This is a genomic window from Pantoea sp. R13S299 (assembly GCF_048515925.1).
Lineage (GTDB): Bacteria > Pseudomonadota > Gammaproteobacteria > Enterobacterales > Enterobacteriaceae > Pantoea.
Genome location: NZ_JBLYEF010000002.1, coordinates 23085 through 44140, shown reverse-complemented (window position 1 = coordinate 44140; position 21056 = coordinate 23085). Strand labels below are relative to the sequence as shown.

The 21056-nt window shown below is 55.4% G+C and carries 22 protein-coding genes; 8 read left to right on the top strand and 14 right to left on the bottom strand.

Annotated elements, in window-relative coordinates; all coding sequences use genetic code 11:
* Positions 1–22: 22 nt before the first annotated feature.
* From ACN1CO_RS11190 to dnaB, 3 genes are all read right to left on the bottom strand, one after another.
* Positions 23–637 carry a YitT family protein gene (locus tag ACN1CO_RS11190; protein ID WP_003855751.1) on the bottom strand — a complete coding sequence of 205 codons (615 nt, stop codon included), beginning with the start codon at positions 635–637 and terminating at the stop codon, positions 23–25.
* Between the two features lie 240 nt (positions 638–877).
* Positions 878–1357: an Lrp/AsnC family transcriptional regulator gene (locus tag ACN1CO_RS11185; protein WP_136197601.1), complete on the bottom strand. Its 480-nt coding sequence runs from the start codon at positions 1355–1357 to the stop codon at positions 878–880.
* Between the two features lie 128 nt (positions 1358–1485).
* Complete coding sequence (dnaB, locus tag ACN1CO_RS11180; protein ID WP_419139042.1) at positions 1486–2892, bottom strand: replicative DNA helicase; 1407 nt, start codon at positions 2890–2892, stop codon at positions 1486–1488.
* Positions 2893–2988: 96 nt separating this feature from the next.
* Between dnaB and ACN1CO_RS11175 the strand changes: the two genes are divergently transcribed.
* Positions 2989–3972, top strand: coding sequence for a quinone oxidoreductase (locus ACN1CO_RS11175; protein WP_419139041.1), 984 nt, complete (start codon positions 2989–2991; stop codon positions 3970–3972).
* Between the two features lie 210 nt (positions 3973–4182).
* Here ACN1CO_RS11175 and pspG read toward each other — a convergent pair whose 3' ends face one another.
* The 3 genes from pspG to ACN1CO_RS11160 form a co-directional block, all read right to left on the bottom strand.
* Complete coding sequence (pspG, locus tag ACN1CO_RS11170) at positions 4183–4449, bottom strand: envelope stress response protein PspG (RefSeq protein WP_090963687.1); 267 nt, start codon at positions 4447–4449, stop codon at positions 4183–4185.
* A gap of 180 nt (positions 4450–4629) precedes the next feature.
* On the bottom strand, positions 4630–5622 hold the full coding sequence (gene dusA / locus ACN1CO_RS11165; protein ID WP_283546521.1) for a tRNA dihydrouridine(20/20a) synthase DusA: 993 nt from the start codon (positions 5620–5622) through the stop codon (positions 4630–4632).
* A gap of 106 nt (positions 5623–5728) precedes the next feature.
* Positions 5729–6976 (bottom strand): conjugal transfer protein TraF, encoded by a 1248-nt coding sequence (locus tag ACN1CO_RS11160; RefSeq protein WP_419139040.1) that lies wholly within the window; start codon positions 6974–6976, stop codon positions 5729–5731.
* A gap of 450 nt (positions 6977–7426) precedes the next feature.
* Between ACN1CO_RS11160 and zur the strand changes: the two genes are divergently transcribed.
* On the top strand, positions 7427–7948 hold the full coding sequence (gene zur, locus ACN1CO_RS11155) for a zinc uptake transcriptional repressor Zur (RefSeq protein ID WP_090963681.1): 522 nt from the start codon (positions 7427–7429) through the stop codon (positions 7946–7948).
* Between the two features lie 81 nt (positions 7949–8029).
* Here the strand turns inward: zur and ACN1CO_RS11150 are convergent, their stop codons facing one another.
* From ACN1CO_RS11150 to ACN1CO_RS11135, 4 genes are all read right to left on the bottom strand, one after another.
* Complete coding sequence (locus ACN1CO_RS11150) at positions 8030–8242, bottom strand: CsbD family protein (protein ID WP_090963679.1); 213 nt, start codon at positions 8240–8242, stop codon at positions 8030–8032.
* Positions 8243–8408: 166 nt separating this feature from the next.
* Positions 8409–9731, bottom strand: coding sequence for an MATE family efflux transporter DinF (gene dinF, locus ACN1CO_RS11145; RefSeq protein ID WP_419139039.1), 1323 nt, complete (start codon positions 9729–9731; stop codon positions 8409–8411).
* A gap of 98 nt (positions 9732–9829) precedes the next feature.
* Entirely contained in the window at positions 9830–10444 is a 615-nt protein-coding gene (gene lexA / locus ACN1CO_RS11140; protein WP_003855777.1) for a transcriptional repressor LexA, read from the bottom strand.
* Between the two features lie 105 nt (positions 10445–10549).
* On the bottom strand, positions 10550–10918 hold the full coding sequence (locus ACN1CO_RS11135) for a diacylglycerol kinase (RefSeq protein ID WP_283546525.1): 369 nt from the start codon (positions 10916–10918) through the stop codon (positions 10550–10552).
* A 128-nt stretch (positions 10919–11046) separates the two neighbouring features.
* Between ACN1CO_RS11135 and plsB the strand changes: the two genes are divergently transcribed.
* Positions 11047–13470, top strand: a complete 2424-nt coding sequence (gene plsB / locus ACN1CO_RS11130; RefSeq protein ID WP_283548053.1) for a glycerol-3-phosphate 1-O-acyltransferase PlsB — start codon at positions 11047–11049, stop codon at positions 13468–13470.
* A 62-nt stretch (positions 13471–13532) separates the two neighbouring features.
* On the opposite strand, the gene ubiA is transcribed toward plsB, so the two are convergent.
* The 4 genes from ubiA to ACN1CO_RS11110 form a co-directional block, all read right to left on the bottom strand.
* Positions 13533–14417 carry a 4-hydroxybenzoate octaprenyltransferase gene (ubiA, locus tag ACN1CO_RS11125; protein ID WP_419139038.1) on the bottom strand — a complete coding sequence of 295 codons (885 nt, stop codon included), beginning with the start codon at positions 14415–14417 and terminating at the stop codon, positions 13533–13535.
* Positions 14418–14427: 10 nt separating this feature from the next.
* Positions 14428–14940 (bottom strand): chorismate lyase, encoded by a 513-nt coding sequence (gene ubiC / locus ACN1CO_RS11120; RefSeq protein WP_419139037.1) that lies wholly within the window; start codon positions 14938–14940, stop codon positions 14428–14430.
* Between the two features lie 86 nt (positions 14941–15026).
* Positions 15027–15437: a phosphate-starvation-inducible protein PsiE gene (gene psiE / locus ACN1CO_RS11115; protein ID WP_090963668.1), complete on the bottom strand. Its 411-nt coding sequence runs from the start codon at positions 15435–15437 to the stop codon at positions 15027–15029.
* A 71-nt stretch (positions 15438–15508) separates the two neighbouring features.
* Positions 15509–16216, bottom strand: coding sequence for a UTRA domain-containing protein (locus ACN1CO_RS11110; protein WP_419139036.1), 708 nt, complete (start codon positions 16214–16216; stop codon positions 15509–15511).
* Between the two features lie 206 nt (positions 16217–16422).
* On the opposite strand from ACN1CO_RS11110, the gene ACN1CO_RS11105 reads away from it, so the two are divergent.
* The 5 genes from ACN1CO_RS11105 to ACN1CO_RS11085 are packed head-to-tail and all read left to right on the top strand — an operon-like array spanning position 16423 to position 20951.
* The gene (locus tag ACN1CO_RS11105) at positions 16423–17484 is read left to right on the top strand and encodes an ABC transporter substrate-binding protein (protein ID WP_419139035.1); all 1062 of its coding nucleotides are present in this window, start codon (positions 16423–16425) and stop codon (positions 17482–17484) included.
* Between the two features lie 20 nt (positions 17485–17504).
* Positions 17505–18317 (top strand): alkaline phosphatase family protein, encoded by an 813-nt coding sequence (locus tag ACN1CO_RS11100; RefSeq protein WP_003855799.1) that lies wholly within the window; start codon positions 17505–17507, stop codon positions 18315–18317.
* The gene (locus tag ACN1CO_RS11095; RefSeq protein ID WP_419139034.1) at positions 18314–19159 is read left to right on the top strand and encodes an ABC transporter permease; all 846 of its coding nucleotides are present in this window, start codon (positions 18314–18316) and stop codon (positions 19157–19159) included. The genes ACN1CO_RS11100 and ACN1CO_RS11095 overlap by 4 nt, the downstream gene beginning before the upstream one ends.
* Positions 19160–19170: 11 nt before the next feature.
* Positions 19171–19956: an ABC transporter permease gene (locus ACN1CO_RS11090; protein ID WP_061061338.1), complete on the top strand. Its 786-nt coding sequence runs from the start codon at positions 19171–19173 to the stop codon at positions 19954–19956.
* Between the two features lie 2 nt (positions 19957–19958).
* The gene (locus ACN1CO_RS11085) at positions 19959–20951 is read left to right on the top strand and encodes an ABC transporter ATP-binding protein (RefSeq protein ID WP_419139033.1); all 993 of its coding nucleotides are present in this window, start codon (positions 19959–19961) and stop codon (positions 20949–20951) included.
* Positions 20952–21056 lie beyond the last annotated feature (105 nt).

The window sequence follows — 21056 nt, the reverse complement described above, 5'->3', positions numbered from 1 at the left end:
TGGTCCAGAGGTAAAAGGCGATTTAAACCCGATATCGTCCCGGACGGTGGTTCATTGCAATAATCAGATTCAGGATCACCGCACCCGCAATCGACGCGAGAAGGATGGGGCCACTCACCACAAACAGTGACGCCAGCACGACGCAGGTATCAACCGCCATTTGCAGTTTACCCGCGCGGATCCCAAAGCGATCCTGTAGCCACAGGGCCAGAATATTGATGCCGCCCAGGCTCGCCTTATGACGAAATAACACTATAAACCCGATTCCCATGATGACGTTACCGAACAGTGTCGCATAGAAGGGGTTAAGGTCAGAAAAGTGGACGAACAGCGGGTGAAGCTGGGTGAACAGCGACACCAGGCCGACGGCGCAGAAGGTTTTCAGCGTAAATTCCCAGCCCATGCGTTTAACCGCCAGCCAGTAAAAAGGGATGTTGATCAGGAAGAACGCGCTGCCAAACGAGAGCGGCGAGAGATAGCTGATCAGAAAGGCGATGCCTGCGGTGCTGCCGGTCAGCGCGCCCGCCTGTTTCAGCATAATGACGCCGAACGAGACCATCAGGGTGCCGAGCACCATCGCCAGCGCATCTTCAATGCGCGAATGCGGGACGCGGGAGGGTTCTGCGATGTTATCCATGGGGTTTTCTCAGTGCAAATGATGCGGTTCCGATGCAAAAAACGCACCATCGCCACAGCACTGAACGGCTGTGAAACGGGTGTCGACGATATCCTGTTGATATCTAAGGCGCTTTACAAAAGAACTTTGTGCATAAATTCCGGCCGATACCGTCAACCTATGCGTTAAGCTCCATTACGATGCGCGTTAATTGCATTTATTGCCGCAAGTGTGCACCAAAACCGCACAGCACGCACCTTTTTAGCGCGTCTTCGGCTCAGGCAGCATCATCAGCCCGTTCTCTTTCATTCGTCCCAGGACGACCGAGGTTTTCACATGGGAAACGCTCTGATGGCCCGCGACTAACTGGCTGATTAACGCACTGAGGGAATTGAGATCGGCTACCGCCACTTTGAGCAGATAGTCCGCATCGCCGGTAGTTTTATAGGCATCCACGATCGCCTGCTCCTGCTCCACCATACGGTGAAAGCTCTCAACATATTCGGCGGTATGGTTAATCAGGCGCACCTCTATTAATCCCACCATGCCAAGCCCGATCGCATCGGGTGACAGCCGGGCGTGATAACCCAGGATGAGATTAGCCTGTTCCAGATTGATACGGCGGCGGGAACATTGTGAGGCGGAAAGGCCGACCAGATCGCTGAGTTCCTGATTGGTCAGACGGCCGTTAGATTGTAATAAAGTCAGGATTTTAAGGTCGTAATCGTCTACGTGAGTCATTCCGTTTCCACAGCGTGATGGGCGTCGCTTTGTTACAGATAACCCGATAACCCGAGAGGTTGTCCAACACTATTTTCTGATGATGGGGGCTGTCATGCACAGATCGTGCATGACAGCACAATCGGGGACTATTCGTCGTCGTATTGCGGGCCAGCGTAGTTATCAAAGCGCGACCACTGACCGTTAAAGGTCAGGCGTACTGTGCCGATGGGGCCGTTACGCTGTTTACCCAGGATGATCTCGGCGATCCCTTTGAGATCGCTGTTTTCGTGGTAAACCTCATCACGATAGATAAACATGATCAAATCCGCATCCTGCTCGATCGAACCCGATTCACGCAGATCCGAGTTAACCGGACGCTTGTCAGCGCGCTGTTCCAGTGAGCGGTTAAGCTGCGACAGCGCCACCACCGGCACATTCAGCTCTTTAGCGAGTGCTTTCAGCGAGCGGGAGATCTCCGCAATTTCCAGTGTACGGTTGTCCGACAGCGCTGGCACGCGCATCAGCTGCAAGTAGTCGATCATGATCATACTTAAGCCACCGTTTTCACGATAGATGCGCCGGGCGCGCGAACGCACCTCGGTGGGCGTCAGGCCAGAAGAGTCATCAATGTACATGTTCTTCTTCTCCAGCAGGATGCCCATGGTGCCGGAGATTCGCGCCCAGTCCTCATCATCCAGCTGTCCGGTTCGGATGCGGGTCTGATCGACGCGGGAAAGCGACGCCAGCATACGCATCATGATCTGCTCGCTGGGCATCTCCAGACTGAAGATCAGCACCGGCTTCTCCTGCAGCATGGCGGCGTTTTCGCACAGGTTCATCGCAAACGTGGTTTTACCCATCGACGGACGGGCGGCGACAATAATCAGGTCAGAGCCCTGCAGGCCCGCAGTCTTTTTATTCAGATCCTGATAGCCGGTATCGACGCCGGTGACGCCATCGTGCGGAGTCTGATAGAGCGATTCGATACGGGAAACGGTCGATTCCAGAATCTGCTCGATGTTTTTCGGACCAGCCTCTTTATCCGCGCGCGCTTCCGCGATTTTAAAGACATTCGACTCCGCGAAGTCGAGCAACTCTTCGCTGTTACGTCCCTGCGGATCGTAACCGGCATCGGCAATCTGGTTGGCGACGGAGATCATCTCGCGCACCACAGCACGTTCACGCACGATGTCAGCATAAGCGCCGATATTCGCCGCGCTTGGGGTGTTTTTTGCCAGCTCAGCCAGATAGGCGAAGCCGCCCGCCATCTCCAGTTCGCCACGGATTTCCAGCGATTCGGAGAGCGTAATCAGGTCAATGGGCTTGCTGTTTTCCAGCAGCCGCTGCATCTCGGAAAAAATCAGCCGATGCGAGCGGTTGTAAAAGTCATTCGTGACGACGCGCTCAGAGACGTTATCCCAGCGCTCGTTATCCAGCATTAACCCACCGAGCACCGACTGCTCCGCTTCCAGAGAATGCGGGGGCATTTTCACGCCTGCGAGCTGGCGATCCTGCGTTTCGTTCGATTTGTTGGTGGGTTTATTTCCTGCCATAGTGAATGCATTACCGATCTTCTGTGGGGACGCGCAAGTATACCTTAGTTGGGGTGCGTGCCTCACCCTCATGATGAAACAATCACAGGAGTCAGAATGGCAAAGCGTATTCAGTTTAGCGCGCATGGCGGCCCGGACGTTTTAGAGTGGACGGATTTTGAACCTGCTGACCCCGCTGAACATGAAGTCCAGGTTGAAAACCGCGCTATCGGGATTAATTACATCGATACCTATGTTCGCAGCGGGCTTTATCCGGTTGCCGATTTTCCTTCTGGCCTGGGAACGGAAGCCGCGGGCATCGTGTCGCGGGTTGGCCGTGGTGTGACCCTGTTTAAACCCGGCGATCGCGTGGTCTACTGCATGGCGTCGATGGGGGCCTATAGCGAAGTGCACAACGTGTCGGAAGATCGCCTGATGCATCTGCCGGAGGCGATCAGCGTTGAGCAGGGCGCAGCCAGCTTTCTGAAAGGACTGACCACGCAATATCTGCTGCGCCAGACCTACAAAATCAGCGCCGGTGAGACCTTCCTGTTTCATGCGGCGGCGGGCGGCGTCGGGTTAATCGCCTGTCAGTGGGCAAAAGCGCTGGGAGCGCATTTAATCGGTACCGTGGGTTCAGCGGAAAAAGCCACGATGGCGAAAAATGCCGGTGCCTGGGAGACCATTAACTATCGCGAAGAGAATATTGCGCAGCGCGTCAGTGAACTGACCGACGGGAAAAAAGTGGCCGTGGTGTATGACTCCGTGGGCAAAGATACCTGGGAAGCGTCGCTGGATTCGCTGCGTCGTCATGGCCTGATGGTCAGTTTTGGTAATGCTTCTGGTCCGGTGACCGGCATTGATCTCAGCATTCTGAATAAGAAAGGCTCGCTGTTTGTGACCCGCCCTTCACTGTTTGGCTATGTCACCAATCGTCAGGAGCTGGAAACTGCCAGCGCCGAACTGTTTTCGCTGCTGGCCAGCGGCGCAATTAAAGTGGATGTGCCGGAGCAGCAGAAGTTTGCGCTGAAAGAGGCCAGTAAGGCGCACCAGATGCTGGAGAGCCGTGCCACGCAGGGATCCTGTCTGTTAATCCCATAATCGCAGCAACAAAAAGGGCTTCCCGTAGGAAGCCCTCTTCTTTTTTTTATTTTTTGTTCGCGCTGGTGTAGGGACAGCGGCGATGAATTCATGTCGAGTCGATGGCACATCGATTTGACGACAGGCATCCTGCCAGAAAACATAAGTAAAAAATATGTTTAATTGCAGTTCAGCGCTAAGCAATCTCTCACACTGTGATCGCTACCGCATTTAGCGCCAGCCTTTGCGGTCTAACCTGTTGATCTTACGTCTCAGCTTACGACGCGCTCGCTCATCGCTGTCGCCAAAAAAGGCACGATGCAGCCACACAGCAATCACCGCCAGCACCAGCCACGGCAACACCTTGATAACAATTGCGAACAGTCCACCGACAAACATCACGATGGTTGCGACCACCAGTGCAGCCAGCACGCCAATCAGCGAAACGCCGGTCAGCAATAGCATCAGGAAAAACCCTAATACGAATAATATTTCCACGTCAGCGCTCCTTTTTTGAGATTGATTGTTATAGCTATTACAAGAAGCGTGCCAACCGTTAAATAATTGATTTTTAAGTAATAATAGCTAAAGAACACATGGTAACCTGGTGAAAAAAGCCATATCGTGGCGTAAAAAAAACCAGCTTTCAGGGCTGGTTTTTCGGGTCTGGATTTCGGATCAGGCTTCCTGCGGGATCTTATCCGCAACCAGCGCCAGCGCCGCTTCCAGCACACGGACATCGGCACCCGGCTTGTGGGCGTTTTCACTCAGGTGACGTCGCCACTGGCGGGCGCCTGGGATACCCTGAAACAGTCCCAGCATATGGCGTGTAACGTGTCCCAGATACGTGCCCTTCGCCAGTTCCGCTTCAATATAAGGATACATGGCGCGCACCACTTCCACCGGGTTAGCCGCCGGATGCTGACGACCAAACAGCGTCTGATCGACCTGCGCCAGAATACCGGGGTTTTGATAGGCTTCACGTCCCATCATCACGCCGTCGAGGTGCTGCAGATGAGTCTGAGCCTCTTCAAGCGTTTTCACACCACCATTAAGCGCGATCGTCAGATGCGGAAAATCGCGTTTCAGCTGATATACGCGTGGATAGTCCAGCGGTGGAATTTCGCGGTTCTCTTTGGGGCTGAGGCCAGAGAGCCAGGCTTTGCGCGCATGAATGATAAATGTCTCGCACTCACCGCGTCCCGCTACCGTGCCGATAAAATCGGTCAGGAATTCATAGCTGTCCAGCTCATCAATACCAATGCGGGTTTTCACCGTGACCGGAATGGAGACTACGTCGCGCATCGCTTTAATAGCATCCGCGACCAGATTCGCCTCGGCCATCAGGCAGGCACCGAAACGACCGTTCTGCACCCGATCGGAGGGACAGCCGACATTCAGGTTCACTTCATCGTAGCCGCGCTGCTCTGCCAGCTTTGCGCACTGCGCCAGTGCCGCCGGATCGCTTCCGCCAAGCTGCAATGCAACCGGATGTTCCGCCTCACTGTAAGCCAGGTAATCCCCTTTGCCATGAATAATCGCGCCCGTGGTCACCATTTCGGTGTAGAGCAGCGTGTCACCGGTCAGCTGACGATGAAAATAGCGACAGTGACGATCGGTCCAGTCGAGCATAGGGGCGATAGAGAAACGTTGCGAAGAGAAATTAGGCATGAAGCGCAGACAATCCGGTAATTAAAGGTGATGGAATTCTGTGCAAGGATAACACAAGGGCGGGCGATAGTGCATCGCCCGCCCCCGAACAGCCTGAATAACGCGCTTAGAAGTTAAAGCCGAGCTGCATCATCGCGCCCCAGGTGTTGTTAGCACCCACTGAGCCAGCCAGATCCAGATGGACGGCTTTGTTAAACGGTGACACACCGAAACCTGCTGTGACGACATTTTCGTCGTGAGAACGCATGTCCGCACGATAACCGCCACGCAGCTGTAGCCAGTCAAGTACGCGATATTCCGCGCCCACAGCCGCATACTGGCTATTATCCTGGCTTTTGAAGCGTTTGGTTTCAGTCAGATCCACATCGCCCGTCACGGTAAACGGACCTTTATCCCAGGACAGACCGGTGGTGACCAGCGGGCGAATTTGGTAGGTATCGCGGTAACCGTTGACCTCTTTGGTCTGCAGATCGCGCGAAACCAGGTTCTGCCCGGTCACACCCAGCGTCCAGTTTTCAGCAAAGGTGGTCGCCAGACCGGCATCAACGTTAAAACCGGTATCGGTGCTGCGATACTGGCTATTGTTGATGTCGCTCTTGTCGTAGTTATAGATGCTGGCCGTGTAGTTATAGAGCGAGGTTTTCTGCACTTTCGGCGTCACGCCCACCGATACCGGCTGACCAGCGATGGTGAACTCATGCGCCACCGCCACACCATAATCAATGGTCAGTGCCGCTAAGCCATTCGCACTGGAGCGAAGGTTATTTTGATCGCCTGGACGTGGGAATGCCCCGTTTTCTATACTACGCAGATAGTCGATATCACTCTGGACCACGTTGGCGCGGACGTGTGCCGTTCCGTAGGCTTTGGTAATAAAGGCGAAAGGCAGCGTTTCATTGGGGATCGTAACAGCTATGGCCGCACCCGCACTGCCGTCGGCTTTATTACCGCGCAAATCGCTGAGTTTGTTGGCCACATCACCTGAGGCAGCGCGCAGTTCAGAGTTAGCACGGAAGAAATCCGCTGGTGTTAGGTTACCCAGCACCGTGCGATAACGATCCACGGTGTCCGTAATATCATCGACTTTATCAATCAGCTTATCTTTATCAGTCACCTGAATGCCCGCTGAAGGAACAATAATGCTGACGTTATCGTCGGGTTTAGCACGCGTCATCAATGCCGGGTTCGCCAGCACTGCGGAGCCATAGACAGAGGATGCTACGCCGGTGCCGCCCATGGCGTCATTACGTGCATCATACCAGGTCCCTGCCGCCATGGCGGAAGAAGAAAGGAAAAGCGCGGTCGCTACAGCGGAGTACTTCAGCGCTGAACGTTGAGCGGATTTTTTCACCATTTGCCTGCCATCACCTGAGAAATTGTCATTGAAACATTCAACGACTGAATAGTTTGTTAGCCCTATTGTGAACCCTGGCTAACGCGTTATTGCTGTGAATTCAAAGGAAACAGTGCCTTAATTCAAAGGATTGGACGTTTTCCAATCAAAAAACCGTTGTAATAGTTCAGACTGCGTAGGGGCATTTCAAATAATGCCAGACTTTTCTTAAGCCTTTCTGAACATTACTTCTTAACTCAGTGAGATGCAAAGCAAAATGCCAACAAATTCCGCTTCAGGTGGATTCAGAATGGATCTGATTTGTCGTCAGATTTGAGATAGAAGACGGCTGAAATTCTAAATATGCTGCTTTATCAGGCAAATAATGCTGTTTTTTCAGGCGAAAACCAACCTCAGCACCGCGAAACTATGTGTGATAAAATAACATCACTTATCCAGCGGAGAATTTTCATGACCAACATGACGTCGCAGCAAATTTTGATTCAGGCCGAGAAAATGTGCCTGCAGCGCGGTGTGCGTCTGACTTCGCAGCGTGCTGAAGTGTTGCGTCTGATGGCCGAGCAGCCCGGCTCAATCAGCGCCTACGATCTGCTGGATCAGCTCCGCGTCAGCGAACCGCAGGCTAAACCCCCTACCGTCTATCGTGCGCTGGATTTTCTGCTGGAGCAGGGTTTCATTCATCGGGTAGAGTCCAACAATAGCTACGTCATGTGTCACCACTTTGAAGCGCCAGCCCATACGTCGGTGATGCTGGTCTGTGATCGCTGTGCCGCCGTTACAGAAAAGCAGGCGCAGGGCGTGGAGAAGATTATCGCAACGCTGGCGGGTGAAGCGCAGTTTGCGTTACGCCACAGCGTGATTGAAGCGCATGGTTTATGTGAAAGTTGTGCTGCGGTTGAAGCCTGTACGCATCATGAAAGCTGCGAACACGATCATCAGGATGAGGGTAAAAAGCGGGGAAAACGCGGGTAATCTGCACATCCTTGTGCATTTTCATCCCTGTGCCGGTGCGGGCGCACCGGAAGGCATTAAGCTGATTATCAGAGTCCCTGATTACCAGCGGTGATCTTTGTTCTTACCTTCCCAGTCCGTTACTTCGCGCTCTGCTTCATCTTTCGCATAACCGTAACGTTCCTGGATTTTACCGACCAGCTGATCGCGTTTACCTTCGATAACCTGCATATCATCGTCGGTCAGCTTGCCCCATTTCTCTTTCATTTTGCCTTTGAACTGCTTCCAGTTGCCGCTCGCTTCGTCTTTATTCATGGCAGACCTCCAATTCTCGGGGTTTAATTATTATCTTGCTACTTAACAAAATAACGATATAAAGCGCTGGTTAACTGCGCTGCTTAAAGTTAATTGTAGTAGCTAATTTAATAACCGCGGAATAATACGGAATAATCTGTATCGCCCTGAATCGGCCCCCGCAGGATCAGGCGTCAAACCAGCTGTTCTGACGCCAGTGCTTACGCCAGATGAGCCACAGTGACAGGCCGCGCAGCGCCAGGAAAACCGTCACCGCCAGCCACAGGCCGTGGTTGCCCAGCACAGGTACGCTGAGCAGCGTCAGAAAATAGCCTGCCGCCGCCACGACCATGCTGTTACGCATCTCGCGTCCGCGCGTCGCCCCGATGAACATCCCATCCAGCAGATAACACCAGACGCCGATCAGCGGCATGATTATTTGCCAGACCAGGTAGCGGTCAGCAGTCTGCTGGAGTGACTGAAGAGAGGTCAGCAGGGTAACGATCTGCGGGCCAAAAATGGCATAGATCAGTGAGAAAAACAGCGCCACCACCACTGCCTGCCGACAGGCGGAGTGCCAGACGTGCTGCAATTTACTGCCATCTTTTGCGCCATGCGCTTCACCGGCAAACGCTTCAACCGCGTAGGCAAAGCCATCCAGCGCGTAGGCCGTAAAGGTAATGAACATCAGTAATACCGCGTTAACCGCCACCACATCCGGACCCAGCCGCGCGCCTAGCACCGTCAGCGAGGCGAAACAGAGCTGCAGCATCAGAGAGCGCAGCATGATATCCCGGTTCAGTCGCAGCAGCCGACCGCTGTCACCGCGCCAGCTCTGTTTCAGCAGGCTTAACGTAATACCGCGCAGCTTTAACACCCGCCAGACCATGATGCCGCCGACGACCAGCGTGATGTACTCCGCCAGCGCCGTGGCGGTTGCCGCACCCGCAACACCCCAGTGCAGCCCCATCACCAGCCAGAGATCGAGCACGATGTTAACCAGATTGCCCACCACCAGCAGGATCACCGGCGCGCGCGCATACTGCACGCCCAGCAGCCAGCCCAGAATCACCAGGTTTGCCAGGGTGGCAGGCGCACTGAGCCAGCGAATCTGAATAAACAGCGCCGCCTGTTCCAGAACATCAGGATTGCCGCCAACCAGATGGGTCGCCAGCTGAATAATGGGATAACGTAAAGCGATGAACAGTACACCAGCCAGCAGCGCAATAATCAGCGGCTGCGTCAGCGCGCGTGCCAGAGCGGTTTTATCACCCGCACCAAACGCCTGAGCCGTCAGGCCAGTGGTACTCATTCGAAGGAAAAGCAGCAGCATAAAGAGGAAACTGGTCACTGTGGTCCCGACCGCAACCCCGCCAAGATAGACAGGGCTGTCGAGATGACCAATAACTGCAGTATCGACCACTCCCAGTAAAGGAACGGTGATATTTGAAAGGATCATCGGCAGCGCAAGCCGCCAGAGATTTTTATCCGTTGCCGTGATAAAGCGCATTCGCCGTTCCGTGCTCAGTGTCGCTGCAGTTAAGCAGGCGACAAAATTAGGGCAGACAGAATAGCATCAGAAAAGGCGAATGCACGCAGCCCTCAGAATCAGAGCCACTCGCCGTTACGGACCACGCCAACCGCCAGACCTTCAATGGTCAGCGACTGTGCACGGGTATCGACAACAATCGGGTCGAAATCGCTGTTTTCCGGCAGAAGATGCACGATAGCACCCTGCTTTTTCCAGCGTTTAACGGTCACTTCATCATCAATGCGGGCAACGACAACCTGGCCATTGCGCACATCCTGGGTTTTATGTACTGCGAGCAGGTCGCCGTCCATAATCCCGATATCTTTCATCGACATTCCGCTGACGCGCAGCAGGAAGTCGGCAGAAGGCTTGAACAGGCCCGGATCCACTTTGTAGTGGGTTTCGATATGTTCCTGCGCCATGATCGGCTCACCGGCAGCAACCCGGCCAATCAGCGGTAGCCCTTCTGAAACTTCTTCTTCCATTAACAGACGAATACCGCGCGATGCACCGGAAACGATCTCGATGACGCCTTTACGCGCCAGCGCTTTCAGATGCTCTTCTGCCGCATTCGGCGAGCGGAAGCCCAGCTGCGCGGCAATCTCTGCACGCGTAGGCGGCATGCCTGTTGAAGAAATATGGTCGCGAATCAGGTCATAGACCTGCTGCTGCCTGCTGGTTAATGCTTTCATCCCGCCCCCTGGTTGTTTATACAGTCGCTGTGAGTATATACAGGTATTGGTGAAATGGAAACCGATTGTCAGTGAAAACGCGCCCTGAGGCGCGTTGTGGAAGGCTTATCGCAAATGTGTCCAGAGCAGCGCGACCCAGACAAACAGGGCCAGTATGATGCTGATCAGCACCGCCGCCGAGCCCATGTCTTTTGCCCGGCCCGCCAGGGGATGGTGCTCCTGACCAATACGGTCAACCACCGCTTCAATGGCGCTATTGAGGATTTCGACAATGACGACCAGTACCACCGCGCCAATCATCAGGATGCGGGAGATCACATCGACATCCAGCCAGCACGCGATAATAATAGCGGCCAGCGCAGCCAGTGCTTCCTGGCGAAACGCCGCTTCATGTTGCCAGGCGGCGCGCAGTCCCTGCCATGAGTAACCTGCGGCTTTTACTATTCTGATAAGTCCGGTGGCATTATTTGCCATGATGTGAGAACCCTTTCATCGGATTGACGTCAATGTCTGGGCTGCGTGCAATTGGCACCACCACAGATCTTCGCTGCACTTTCTGCTATGCTTGCGGCGCTTTGCTAACAAGAGGCTTCATGTTGTCTATGTCAGGTTGGCGTAAACTCTATTACAAATTGCTTAATTTACCACTGTCGTTTTTGGTAAAAAGTAAGGCCATTCCGGCCGATCCCGTGTCTGAACATGGTCTGGATCCGACCCGACCTATTATGTATGTTTTGCCTTACGATTCGAAGGCCGACTTACTGACTTTACGCGCACAGTGTCTGCGGCATCATCTGCCCGACCCGCTTTCTCCGCTGGAGATTGATGGTTCACTGCTGCCGCGCCACGTGTTTATCCATGATGGCCCGCGCGTCTTCCCCTATTTTGTGCCCAGCGTGGAATCGGTGAAAATTTTTCACGATTACCTGGACCTGCATCGCAATAACCCTAAGCTCGATATTCAGATGCTGCCGGTCACCGTGATGTTTGGCCGCGCACCAGGACGTGAAGTCCAGGGCGAACCCACGCCACATCTGCGGTTGCTGAACGGCGTGCAGAAGTTCTTTGCCGTGATCTGGCATGGACGCGACAGTTTCGTCCGCTTCTCGCCAACCGTCTCGCTGCGCCGCATGGCCACGGAGCACGGTACCGATAAGTCGATTGCTCAGAAGCTGGCTCGTGTGGCACGCATCCATTTTGCCCGTCAGCGACTGGCGGCGATTGGCCCGCGTTTACCGGCGCGTCAGGATCTGTTTAATCGTCTGCTGCAATCCAAAGCGATTGAAAAAGCCGTCGAAGATGAAGCACGCAGCAAGAAAATCTCTCATGAGAAAGCGCAGCAGAATGCCGTCGAGATGATGGAGGAGATCGCTGCAAACTTCTCCTACGAAGCCATTCGCGTCACCGACCGTGTCATGGGCTGGCTCTGGAGTCGTCTCTATCAGGGCATCAACGTCAATGGCGGCGAAAAGGTTCGTCAGCTGGCGCAGGATGGCCACGAGATTGTCTATGTGCCCTGCCATCGCAGCCACATGGATTATCTGCTGCTCTCCTATGTGCTCTATCATCAGGGTCTGGTGCCGCCGCACATTGCAGCCGGTATCAATCTCAACTTCTGGCCAGCCGGCCCGATTTTCCGTCGTCTGGGCGCCTTCTTTATTCGTCGTACCTTTAAAGGCAATAAGCTCTACGCCACGGTATTCCGCGAATATCTCGGCGAGCTGTTCACCCGCGGCTATTCGGTTGAATACTTTGTTGAAGGGGGCCGTTCACGTACCGGTCGCCTGCTGGACCCTAAAACCGGCACTTTAGCCATGACGCTGCAGGCGATGCTGCGCGGCGGCAATCGTCCAATCACGCTGGTGCCGATCTACATTGGCTATGAGCATGTGATGGAAGTGGGTACGTACGCCAAAGAACTGCGCGGTGCGGCAAAAGAGAAAGAGGGCTTCATGCAGATGGTGCGCGGCTTACGCAAGTTGCGCAATCTCGGCCAGGGTTACGTTAACTTTGGCGAGCCGCTGCCGCTGGTCAACTATCTCAACAAACGGGTGCCGGAATGGCGCGATGCGATCGATCCGATTGAGCCGCAGCGTCCGAGCTGGTTAACGCCGACCGTCAATGATATCGCGGCCAGCCTGATGGTGCGTATCAATGAAGCGGGCGCGGCCAACGCCATGAACCTCTGTGTGACGGCGCTGCTGGCGTCACGTCAGCGCTCACTAACCCGTGAACAGTTGATTGAACAGCTGGAGTGCTATACCCAGCTGCTGCGCAATGTGCCTTATTCGCCAAACGCGACCGTACCCGATCTTTCCGCAGAAGCGCTGCTGGATCACGCCCTGGGTATGAATAAGTTTGAGAGTGAAAAGGACAGCATTGGCGACATCATCATTCTGCCGCGTGAGCAGGCCGTGCTGATGACCTACTATCGCAACAACATTCATCACATGCTGGTAATGCCGTCGCTGATTGCCGCCATTGTTCAGCAGCATCAGACGCTGACCGAAGCAGAACTGCTGCGTCAGGTGAGCCTGATCTATCCGATGCTGAAGAGTGAACTGTTCCTGCGCTGGCAGACCGATGAGCTGCCACAACTGCTGACTGATGTGAGTCAGGAGCTGGCGCGTCAGGGCCTGATTACCTTCGAAGCCGGTGAGTTGCGCTTTACCGCAGCGCGCTATCGTACGCTGCAGCTGCTGGCTGCCGGTGTGCGCGAAACGCTGCAGCGTTATGCCATTACCTTCTCGATTCTCAGCGCCAAGCCGACGATTAACCGTGGCACGCTGGAGAAAGAGAGCCGGACGCTGGCACAGCGTCTGTCGGTGCTGCACGGGATCAATGCGCCGGAGTTCTTCGACAAAGCAGTCTTTACCTCGCTGGTACTGACGCTGCGCGATGAAGGATATATCAGCGACAGCGGTGATGCCGATGTCGCGCAGACTCTGGCGACCTGGCATATCCTGGCTGACCTGGTCACCAGCGATGTCCGCATGACGATTGAAACCGCGGTGGCGCACGACTGACCCCCGCGCATAGTAAAAAGGCGACCTCATGAGGTCGCCTTTTTTATGCCCAAAACGCTCTATCAGAACAGCTGACTGAACGGCGGCGTGTTCATCAGTATGCCCAGGAACAGCACCATCCCGACGTAGTTATTATTCAGGAAAGCCTGGAAACAGGGCTGGCGTTCGCGCCCGGCGATCAGCTTCTGCTGATAAACAAACAGCGCAGCCGCCAGCAGCAGCGTCCAGTAGAAGGCTCCATTCAGATGCAGCATCATCCCCACCAGCGCCATCAGCAGCAGCGTCGCCAGCTGCAGCAGACCAATGATCAGCTTGTCGAAACGGCCAAACAAAATCGCCGTCGATTTCACGCCAATCTTCAGATCATCGTCCCTGTCGACCATCGCATACTGAGTGTCATAAGCGACCGTCCAGCAGATGTTCGCGATAAAGACCAGCCAGCAGACCAGAGGTAAGGACTCACTAACTGCGGACCAGGCCATGGGAATCGCCCAGCCAAACGCGGCCCCCAGCACCACCTGCGGCAGATGGGTATAGCGCTTCATAAAGGGATAGACCCAGGCCAGCGCCAGCCCCACGACGGAGAGCATAATCGTCATCAGATTCATGGTCAGCACCAGCGCAAACGCCACCAGCGCCAGAATCACGAACAGCAGCTTAGCCTCTTTTGCACTGACTGCGCCGCTGGCCAGTGGCCGGTGCTTCGTGCGCTCAACATGTCCATCGACTTTGCGATCGGCGTAGTCGTTGATCACACAACCGGCCGCACGCATCACAATCACCCCGGCCACGAATACCGCCAGCACCGGCAGCGGCGGAATCGACATGTCAGCCAGCCATAAGGCCCAGAATGTTGGCCACATCAGCAGTAGCGTACCGATGGGTTTGTCGATTCGCATCAGGCGAGCATAGGCCCGCCACTTATTCATACTTAAGCTATTTTGCACCACAGGATCCTCAGACCAGATCGCGATAGAGCGGCGATGCCGGTAAAAACAGTTCAGTCAGCAGCAGCGGTTTGCCGGAGAGACGCAGGCGCGAACGCCGTCCCCACAATCCCTCCACCTGGCCCGGATCAATAAAATCGCGGGTCAGCGTCGACGAGGAGAAGAGATAGCGACCCAGAGGACGGGTGCCCAGCTGTTGCAGCATCGCCTCTGGACCATTGAGGGTGCTTTCCGGCACCAGAGTGCGACCCGCCAGCCAGGGCTGATCGTCGCCGAACAGCAGCACTTCACGCAACCAGAAGCGTTCATCGTCTGGCAACAGCGCCCTTTCCTCACCCAACTCGCTGGCATCGATAAAGCCTTCGCGCAGCGGCTGAACTGTGACTCGCTGACAATGCTGTTCAAAACGGCGCGTCATTGAGTCCTCCTCCATCAGCCAGTCAAGCAAGGGCGGCGCAAGGGTACCCTGCGACGGAGAAAGCCAGTTGAGCGAACGTAATAAGCTGAGTGCGTCTTGCGACATAGCACCACTCCCGATAATTTTCAGGTCGCTAGTTTAGCGCAGAGAAGCGATGCGAACACCTGCCGTCGTGTCAGACGGCAGGGGGATTACTCGCGTTTCAGCCGGTTGCTGTTTGCCAGCCACAGGGTGATCACCAGAATCAGAATCGCCGCAGAGTAGCAGAGCGTATCGAAGGGATTTTTATGGTCGACGATGATCAGGCGGATAATAGCCGTGATGCCGATATAGACGAAATAGCGCAGCGGGAAATGATAACCCGACTGAAAATACTTAACAATCAAGGCGATAAATTCGAAATAGAGAAAATAGATAACGATTCCGTCAATCAGCAGATAGGAGGAAGCCTGCTCGCCGGTGTTAAACAGCACGTTTGCCAGATGGATAGTTTCTTTGCCTAAAAAGACGATCAGGATGATCGCCAGACTCAGCAGACCCAGATTCAGCACCCATTGCAGTACCGTTGCAAGGTGGCGGGCCAAAGGATTTTTGTCACTCATGTTGCACCTTTAAAAAGGAGTTATTAGCGCGCAGTATCATGCGCGAGTGTGATGCAAATCACAATAACTCCTCAGGCCTCCACATCCACACAGAGCGCATCGTAGCGCCAGTATTCACAGTCGCAGTCAATCACCTCTTTTTGCTGGTTGCGGTTGATACGGGTAATCAGCAAGCCGGGGCTGCCCGGAGCCACATTCAGCGTGGGTGCAGCAACCTCCGGTAACGGACCGGGCAGAATAGTGAAGCGCGCGCCGCCGTATCGAATACCGTAGCGCTGGTCATAGAGATCGGTCAGGGAACGGGTCAGATCTTCATCGAGCAGCCCGGGGAAAAAACGCGGATTGAGGTAGTGTTCAACATAGAGCACCGCGCGCCCATCGATGCGCCGCAGGCGGCGGATGCAGTAAACCGCCGAACCGGGTGCCAGTCGCAGTGCCGTCGCTACGCTATCGTGCGCCGCAACCTGTTCAGCGGCGATCACCTCGGTGGTCGCCTGCCGTCCCTGCTCCCTCGCCATGGCATGAAAGTGGCTGTGATGCAGCGGGTTGTAGATTAAGCGCGGCGGCGCGATAAACCAGCCACGACGCAGTTCCCGGTAGATCATCCCCTGCGCTTCCAGCTTGCCCAGCGCTTCCCGCAGAGTAATCCGCGTGGTGCTGAACGCCTCGCTTAAGGCACGCTCCGACGGCAGTCGCCCGCCGCTGAACTCACCCGCCTTAATGCGCGTCAGCAGTACGCTGGCAATCGCATCCGCCGTTTTGAGTGCTATCGACTCCACAACAGTAGCCTCATTTTGGTGCGACTCCGCACTCTTACTGTTCAGGTAAACACGCCTGTGACGGGCAAACGCGTCACGTCTCTTGTCGCCTATCCCGCGCACCGCACCGCTTTGTCATAAATCGTTCATATACAGGGGCTACATTGGCTCGGTTCTTGCTGGACTAGACCAGCCAGGCCCATCAACTTACACCCGGAGCAACTGAGATGAAAGCGTTTATCGCCTCTGTAGTAGCCAGTGCTGTAGTCCTCACCCTGCCCGTTGCGCAGGCCGCCGATAACGACCTCGCCGCGCTGGAAAAAGCCGCGCGCAGTGAAGGTCAGGTCAACAGCGTCGGGATGCCGGACAGCTGGGCCAACTGGAAAGATACCTGGAACGACATCAGCACCAGATATGGTCTTAAGCACAGCGATACCGATATGTCATCGGCGCAGGAGCTGGCGAAATTCGATGCAGAGAAAGAGAATGCCAGCGCTGACATCGGTGACGTGGGCGCTGCCTTTGGCCCCATCGCTGTGGCTAAGGGCGTGACCCAGCCCTATAAACCGACGCACTGGGATCAAATTCCGGCTTGGGCCAAGGACAAAGACGGTAACTGGGCGCTGGCTTATACCGGCACTATCGCGTTTCTTATCGACAAGCAGCAGGTTAAAGACATCCCCCACAGCTGGGCCGATCTGAAGAAAGGTAAGTATGTGGTTACTATCGGTGACGTCGGTGTGGCTGCTCAGGCGGCTAACGGCGTACTGGCTGCCAACTACGCTTTAGGCGGTGATGAGAAGAACCTGAAACCGGCGCTGGCGTTCTTTGCCGATCTGGCCAAACAGGGTCGTCTTGGCGTGACCGATCCGGTGATCGCTAACATCGAAAAAGGCGAAGTGCAGATGGCGGTGGTGTGGGACTTTAACGCCCTGAACTACCGTGACCAGATCGACAAAAACCGCTACGAAGTGGTGATCCCATCGGACGGTTCAGTGACCTCTGGCTACACCACCATCATCAACAAATATGCGAAACACCCTAACGCCGCAAAACTGACGCGCGAATATATCTTCTCAGACCAGGGACAGATCAATCTGGCTAAAGGCTATGCGCGCCCGATTCGTGCCGAGCATCTGACGATGCCAGCGGACGTTCAGGCTCGCCTGCTGCCACAGTCAGAATATAAAAATGCCCGTCCGGTTAAGGATCAGGCTGCCTGGGATAAATCGTCGAAAATGCTGCCGCGCCTGTGGCAGGAAAACGTCATCATCAATATGCAGCAGTAATTCGCGGCAGGGAGAACGGAATGAAGACCATCCTGGTAGTGCTGGACGGCCTGAGCAATCAGGTCGCACAACATGCAATGGGTTACCTGCATGCCGAATGTTCGCAGGGCAACGGGTTCTATTACCGTATGACCTGCGAATTACCGTCACTGTCGCGTCCGCTTTATGAGTGCATTCTGACCGGGGTTCCGCCGGTCAGAAGCGGCATTATTCATAATGGCGTCAGCCGGTTAAGTCGCGAACGCAGCGTGTTTCACTTTGCGCGAGCGGCGGGACTGACGACAGCGGCGGCGGCCTACCACTGGGTGAGTGAGCTTTATAACCGCACCCCGTTCGTTCCGGCGCGCGATCGTCATACCGACGCGCCGGACCTGCCCATTCAGTTCGGCCATTTTTATTCTGACGATAGCTATCCCGATTCGCACCTGTTTGAAGATGCAGAGAGCCTGCGGCTGCGTCACGATCCCGATTTTCTGCTGATCCACCCGATGAATATCGACGATGCCGGTCATAAGTCGGGACTTTCCTCGCCGCAGTATCGCAACCGGGCGCGCATCGCCGACGGCCTGCTGTCGCAGTGGATGCCGCTGTGGCTGGCCGAGGGCTATCAGGTGATGGTGACCGCCGATCACGGCATGAATGACGATCGCTCCCATGGCGGAATTCTGCCAGAGGAGACCACGGTGCCGCTGTTTGTCTTTGGCCACGCTTTCTCGCTGCAGCCTGACCTTGCCCCACAGCAGACCGACCTGTGCGGCACGCTGTGTGAACTGCTTGAAGTGGCGCATGACAAGCCGGTCTGTCGCGGCCTGCTGGCGGAGTCACAAAGATGAAGGGAAAAGGATTCGCACTGCTGCTGCTGTTACCTTTCACCCTGTTCTGGGTCGCCTTTCAGCTGGCACCGCTGCTGTGGATTGCCATCAACAGCTTCTGGAGTGACATGAACAGCCAGTGGGGCTGGGATAACTATCACGACATTCTCACCTCACCGTTCTACCAGCAGGCATTTCGCTTTTCGCTGGATATCTCGATCTGGTCCAGCATCTGGGGATTACTGATTGCGCTGGTCACCGGCTATTCGCTGCATCAGCTCGGCGGCGGACGACTGCAGCGCTTTCTTATCTCCTTTACCAACATGACCAGCAACTTTGCCGGAGTCCCGCTGGCGTTTGCCTTTGTGATTCTGCTGGGGCTGAACGGCTGCCTGACGCTGCTGCTGCGCCATTATGGTGTGATTGAGAGCTTCCGGCTCTTCTCGCGCAACGGCATGGTGCTGGTTTACACCTGGTTCCAGATCCCGCTGGGCGTGCTGTTGCTCTATCCGGCATTCGACGGGCTGAAAAAAGAGTGGCAGGAGTCCGCTGCACTGCTGGGTGCCAGCCGCTGGCGCTACTGGTGGCATATCGGCCTGCCGATTCTGTTCCCGGCGCTGCTCGGAACCTTTGTCATCCTGCTGGCGAATGCGCTGGGCGCTTACGCCACGATTTACGCCCTCACCACCGGTAATTTCAACGTGGTGCCGGTACGCATCGCCGCGCTGGTCTCGGGTGATATCTCGCTTGATCCCAACACCGGCAGCGCGCTGGCGATGCTGCTGGTGGCCATTATGGCGCTCATCACCCTGGTGCAGCAGTATCTGGTGCGCCGCAGCTATCTCAATGCGAAACAGCCATGAAAGGAGCCGTCATGTCGCGTGCTGAGCACCTCTATCACCGGATCATGGTCGGGTTACTCTTTACCCTGCTGGCGCTGCCGTTGCTGGCTACGCTGCTCTATGCGATCTCGTCCGACTGGAGTAATACCATTCTGCCGCAGGGCTACAGCCTGAAGTGGTTCATCCAGCTCTGGAGCGACCCGCGTTTTCTGACAGCGCTGGGTCATTCGCTGCTGATTTGCTTTGGCGCCTTGCTGTTCTCACTGGTACTGGTGCTGCCTGCCATGTTTGTAATCGCTTACTATTTTCCACGGCTGGATTCGGTGATGAACATCCTGATCCTGATGCCTTTCGCCGTGCCGCCGGTGGTGTCATCCGTGGGATTACTTCAGCTCTACTCGTCGTCACCGCTGATGCTGACCGGCACGCCATGGATCTTAATCGGCTGTTATTTCACCATCGCGCTGCCCTTTATCTACCGGGCGCTGGCAAACAATATGCAGGCCATCAACCTGAAAGAGCTGATCGATGCCGCACAACTGCTGGGTGCCAGCACCTGGCAGGCTGCACTGTGGGTGGTGCTGCCTAACCTGCGCAAAGGGATGCTGATTGCCGTGCTGCTCTCATTCTCCTTCCTGATTGGCGAATTTGTCTTCGCTAACCTGCTGGTCGGCAACCGCTATGAAACCCTGCAGGTTTACCTCTTCAATATGCGTAACGGCAGCGGTCACTTCACCAGCGCGCTGGTGATCTCCTACTTCTTTGTGGTGCTGCTGGTCACCTGGCTGGCCAACGCCCTGAATCCAGAACGAGGCTGAATATGAGTTACCTTCAGGTCAGAGAGCTGAACAAGTCCTATGGACCGACGCCCATTTTCGAGCAGATCGATTTCAGTGCCGCTGAAGGGGAATTTGTCACCCTGCTCGGCCCCAGCGGCTGCGGTAAATCGACGCTGCTGCGCTGTCTGGCGGGATTAACCGGCGTCGACAGCGGTGAAATCCGCCTGGAAGGCAAAGATATCGTGCCGCTGGCTCCGCAGAAACGCGCCATCGGCATGGTGTTCCAGAGTTATGCGCTGTTTCCTAACATGACGGTGGAGAAGAACGTCGCGTTTGGCCTGAAGATGCAGAAACTGCCTGAAGCGCAGATCCGCCAGCGGGTGCTGGAGGTGCTGGATCTGGTTGAACTCAGCGACTATGCGCGTCGTTATCCGCATCAGCTGTCAGGCGGGCAGTGTCAGCGCGTGGCGCTGGCGCGTTCGCTGGTGACGCGTCCGCGTCTGCTGCTGCTGGATGAGCCGCTGTCGGCGCTGGATGCACGTATCCGTCGCCATCTGCGCGATCAAATCCGCCGCATCCAGCGCGAGCTGAATCTCACCACCCTGTTCGTCACCCACGATCAGGAGGAGGCGCTGACGCTCTCTGACCGCATCGTGCTGATGAACCGGGGCAAAATCGTGCAGAACGGCGATGCCGAAGCGCTGTATACCCAGCCGGTCGATCTTTTTGCTGCCGGATTTATCGGCAACTACAACCTGCTTAGCGCTGAACAGGCGACGCGCCTGACCGGCCAGCCTTTCAACAGCCAGGTCGCCATTCGCCCGGAATCGATGCTGTTCACCGCACCAGGCCAGGGCATTCCTGCGGAAATCCTCAGTCACAGCCTGCTGGGTAATGTGATCCGCTATCGTATCCGGGCCCATGACGTGGAGCTTTCGGTGGATGTGCTTAACCGATCGGCGGCGGATTTGCATCCCGCTGGCAGGAAGATTGGTCTACAATTAGAGATGTCGACTTTGCGCCAGGTTGCTTAAAACACAGGAAAAAATCACGCATTGCACGGCAATCCCCTTCACAGATTGCTCTCTCTGTCAGGCTGGCAGTCTGTGCTGCTTGAGGCCTGACAAACGAGGAGCGAC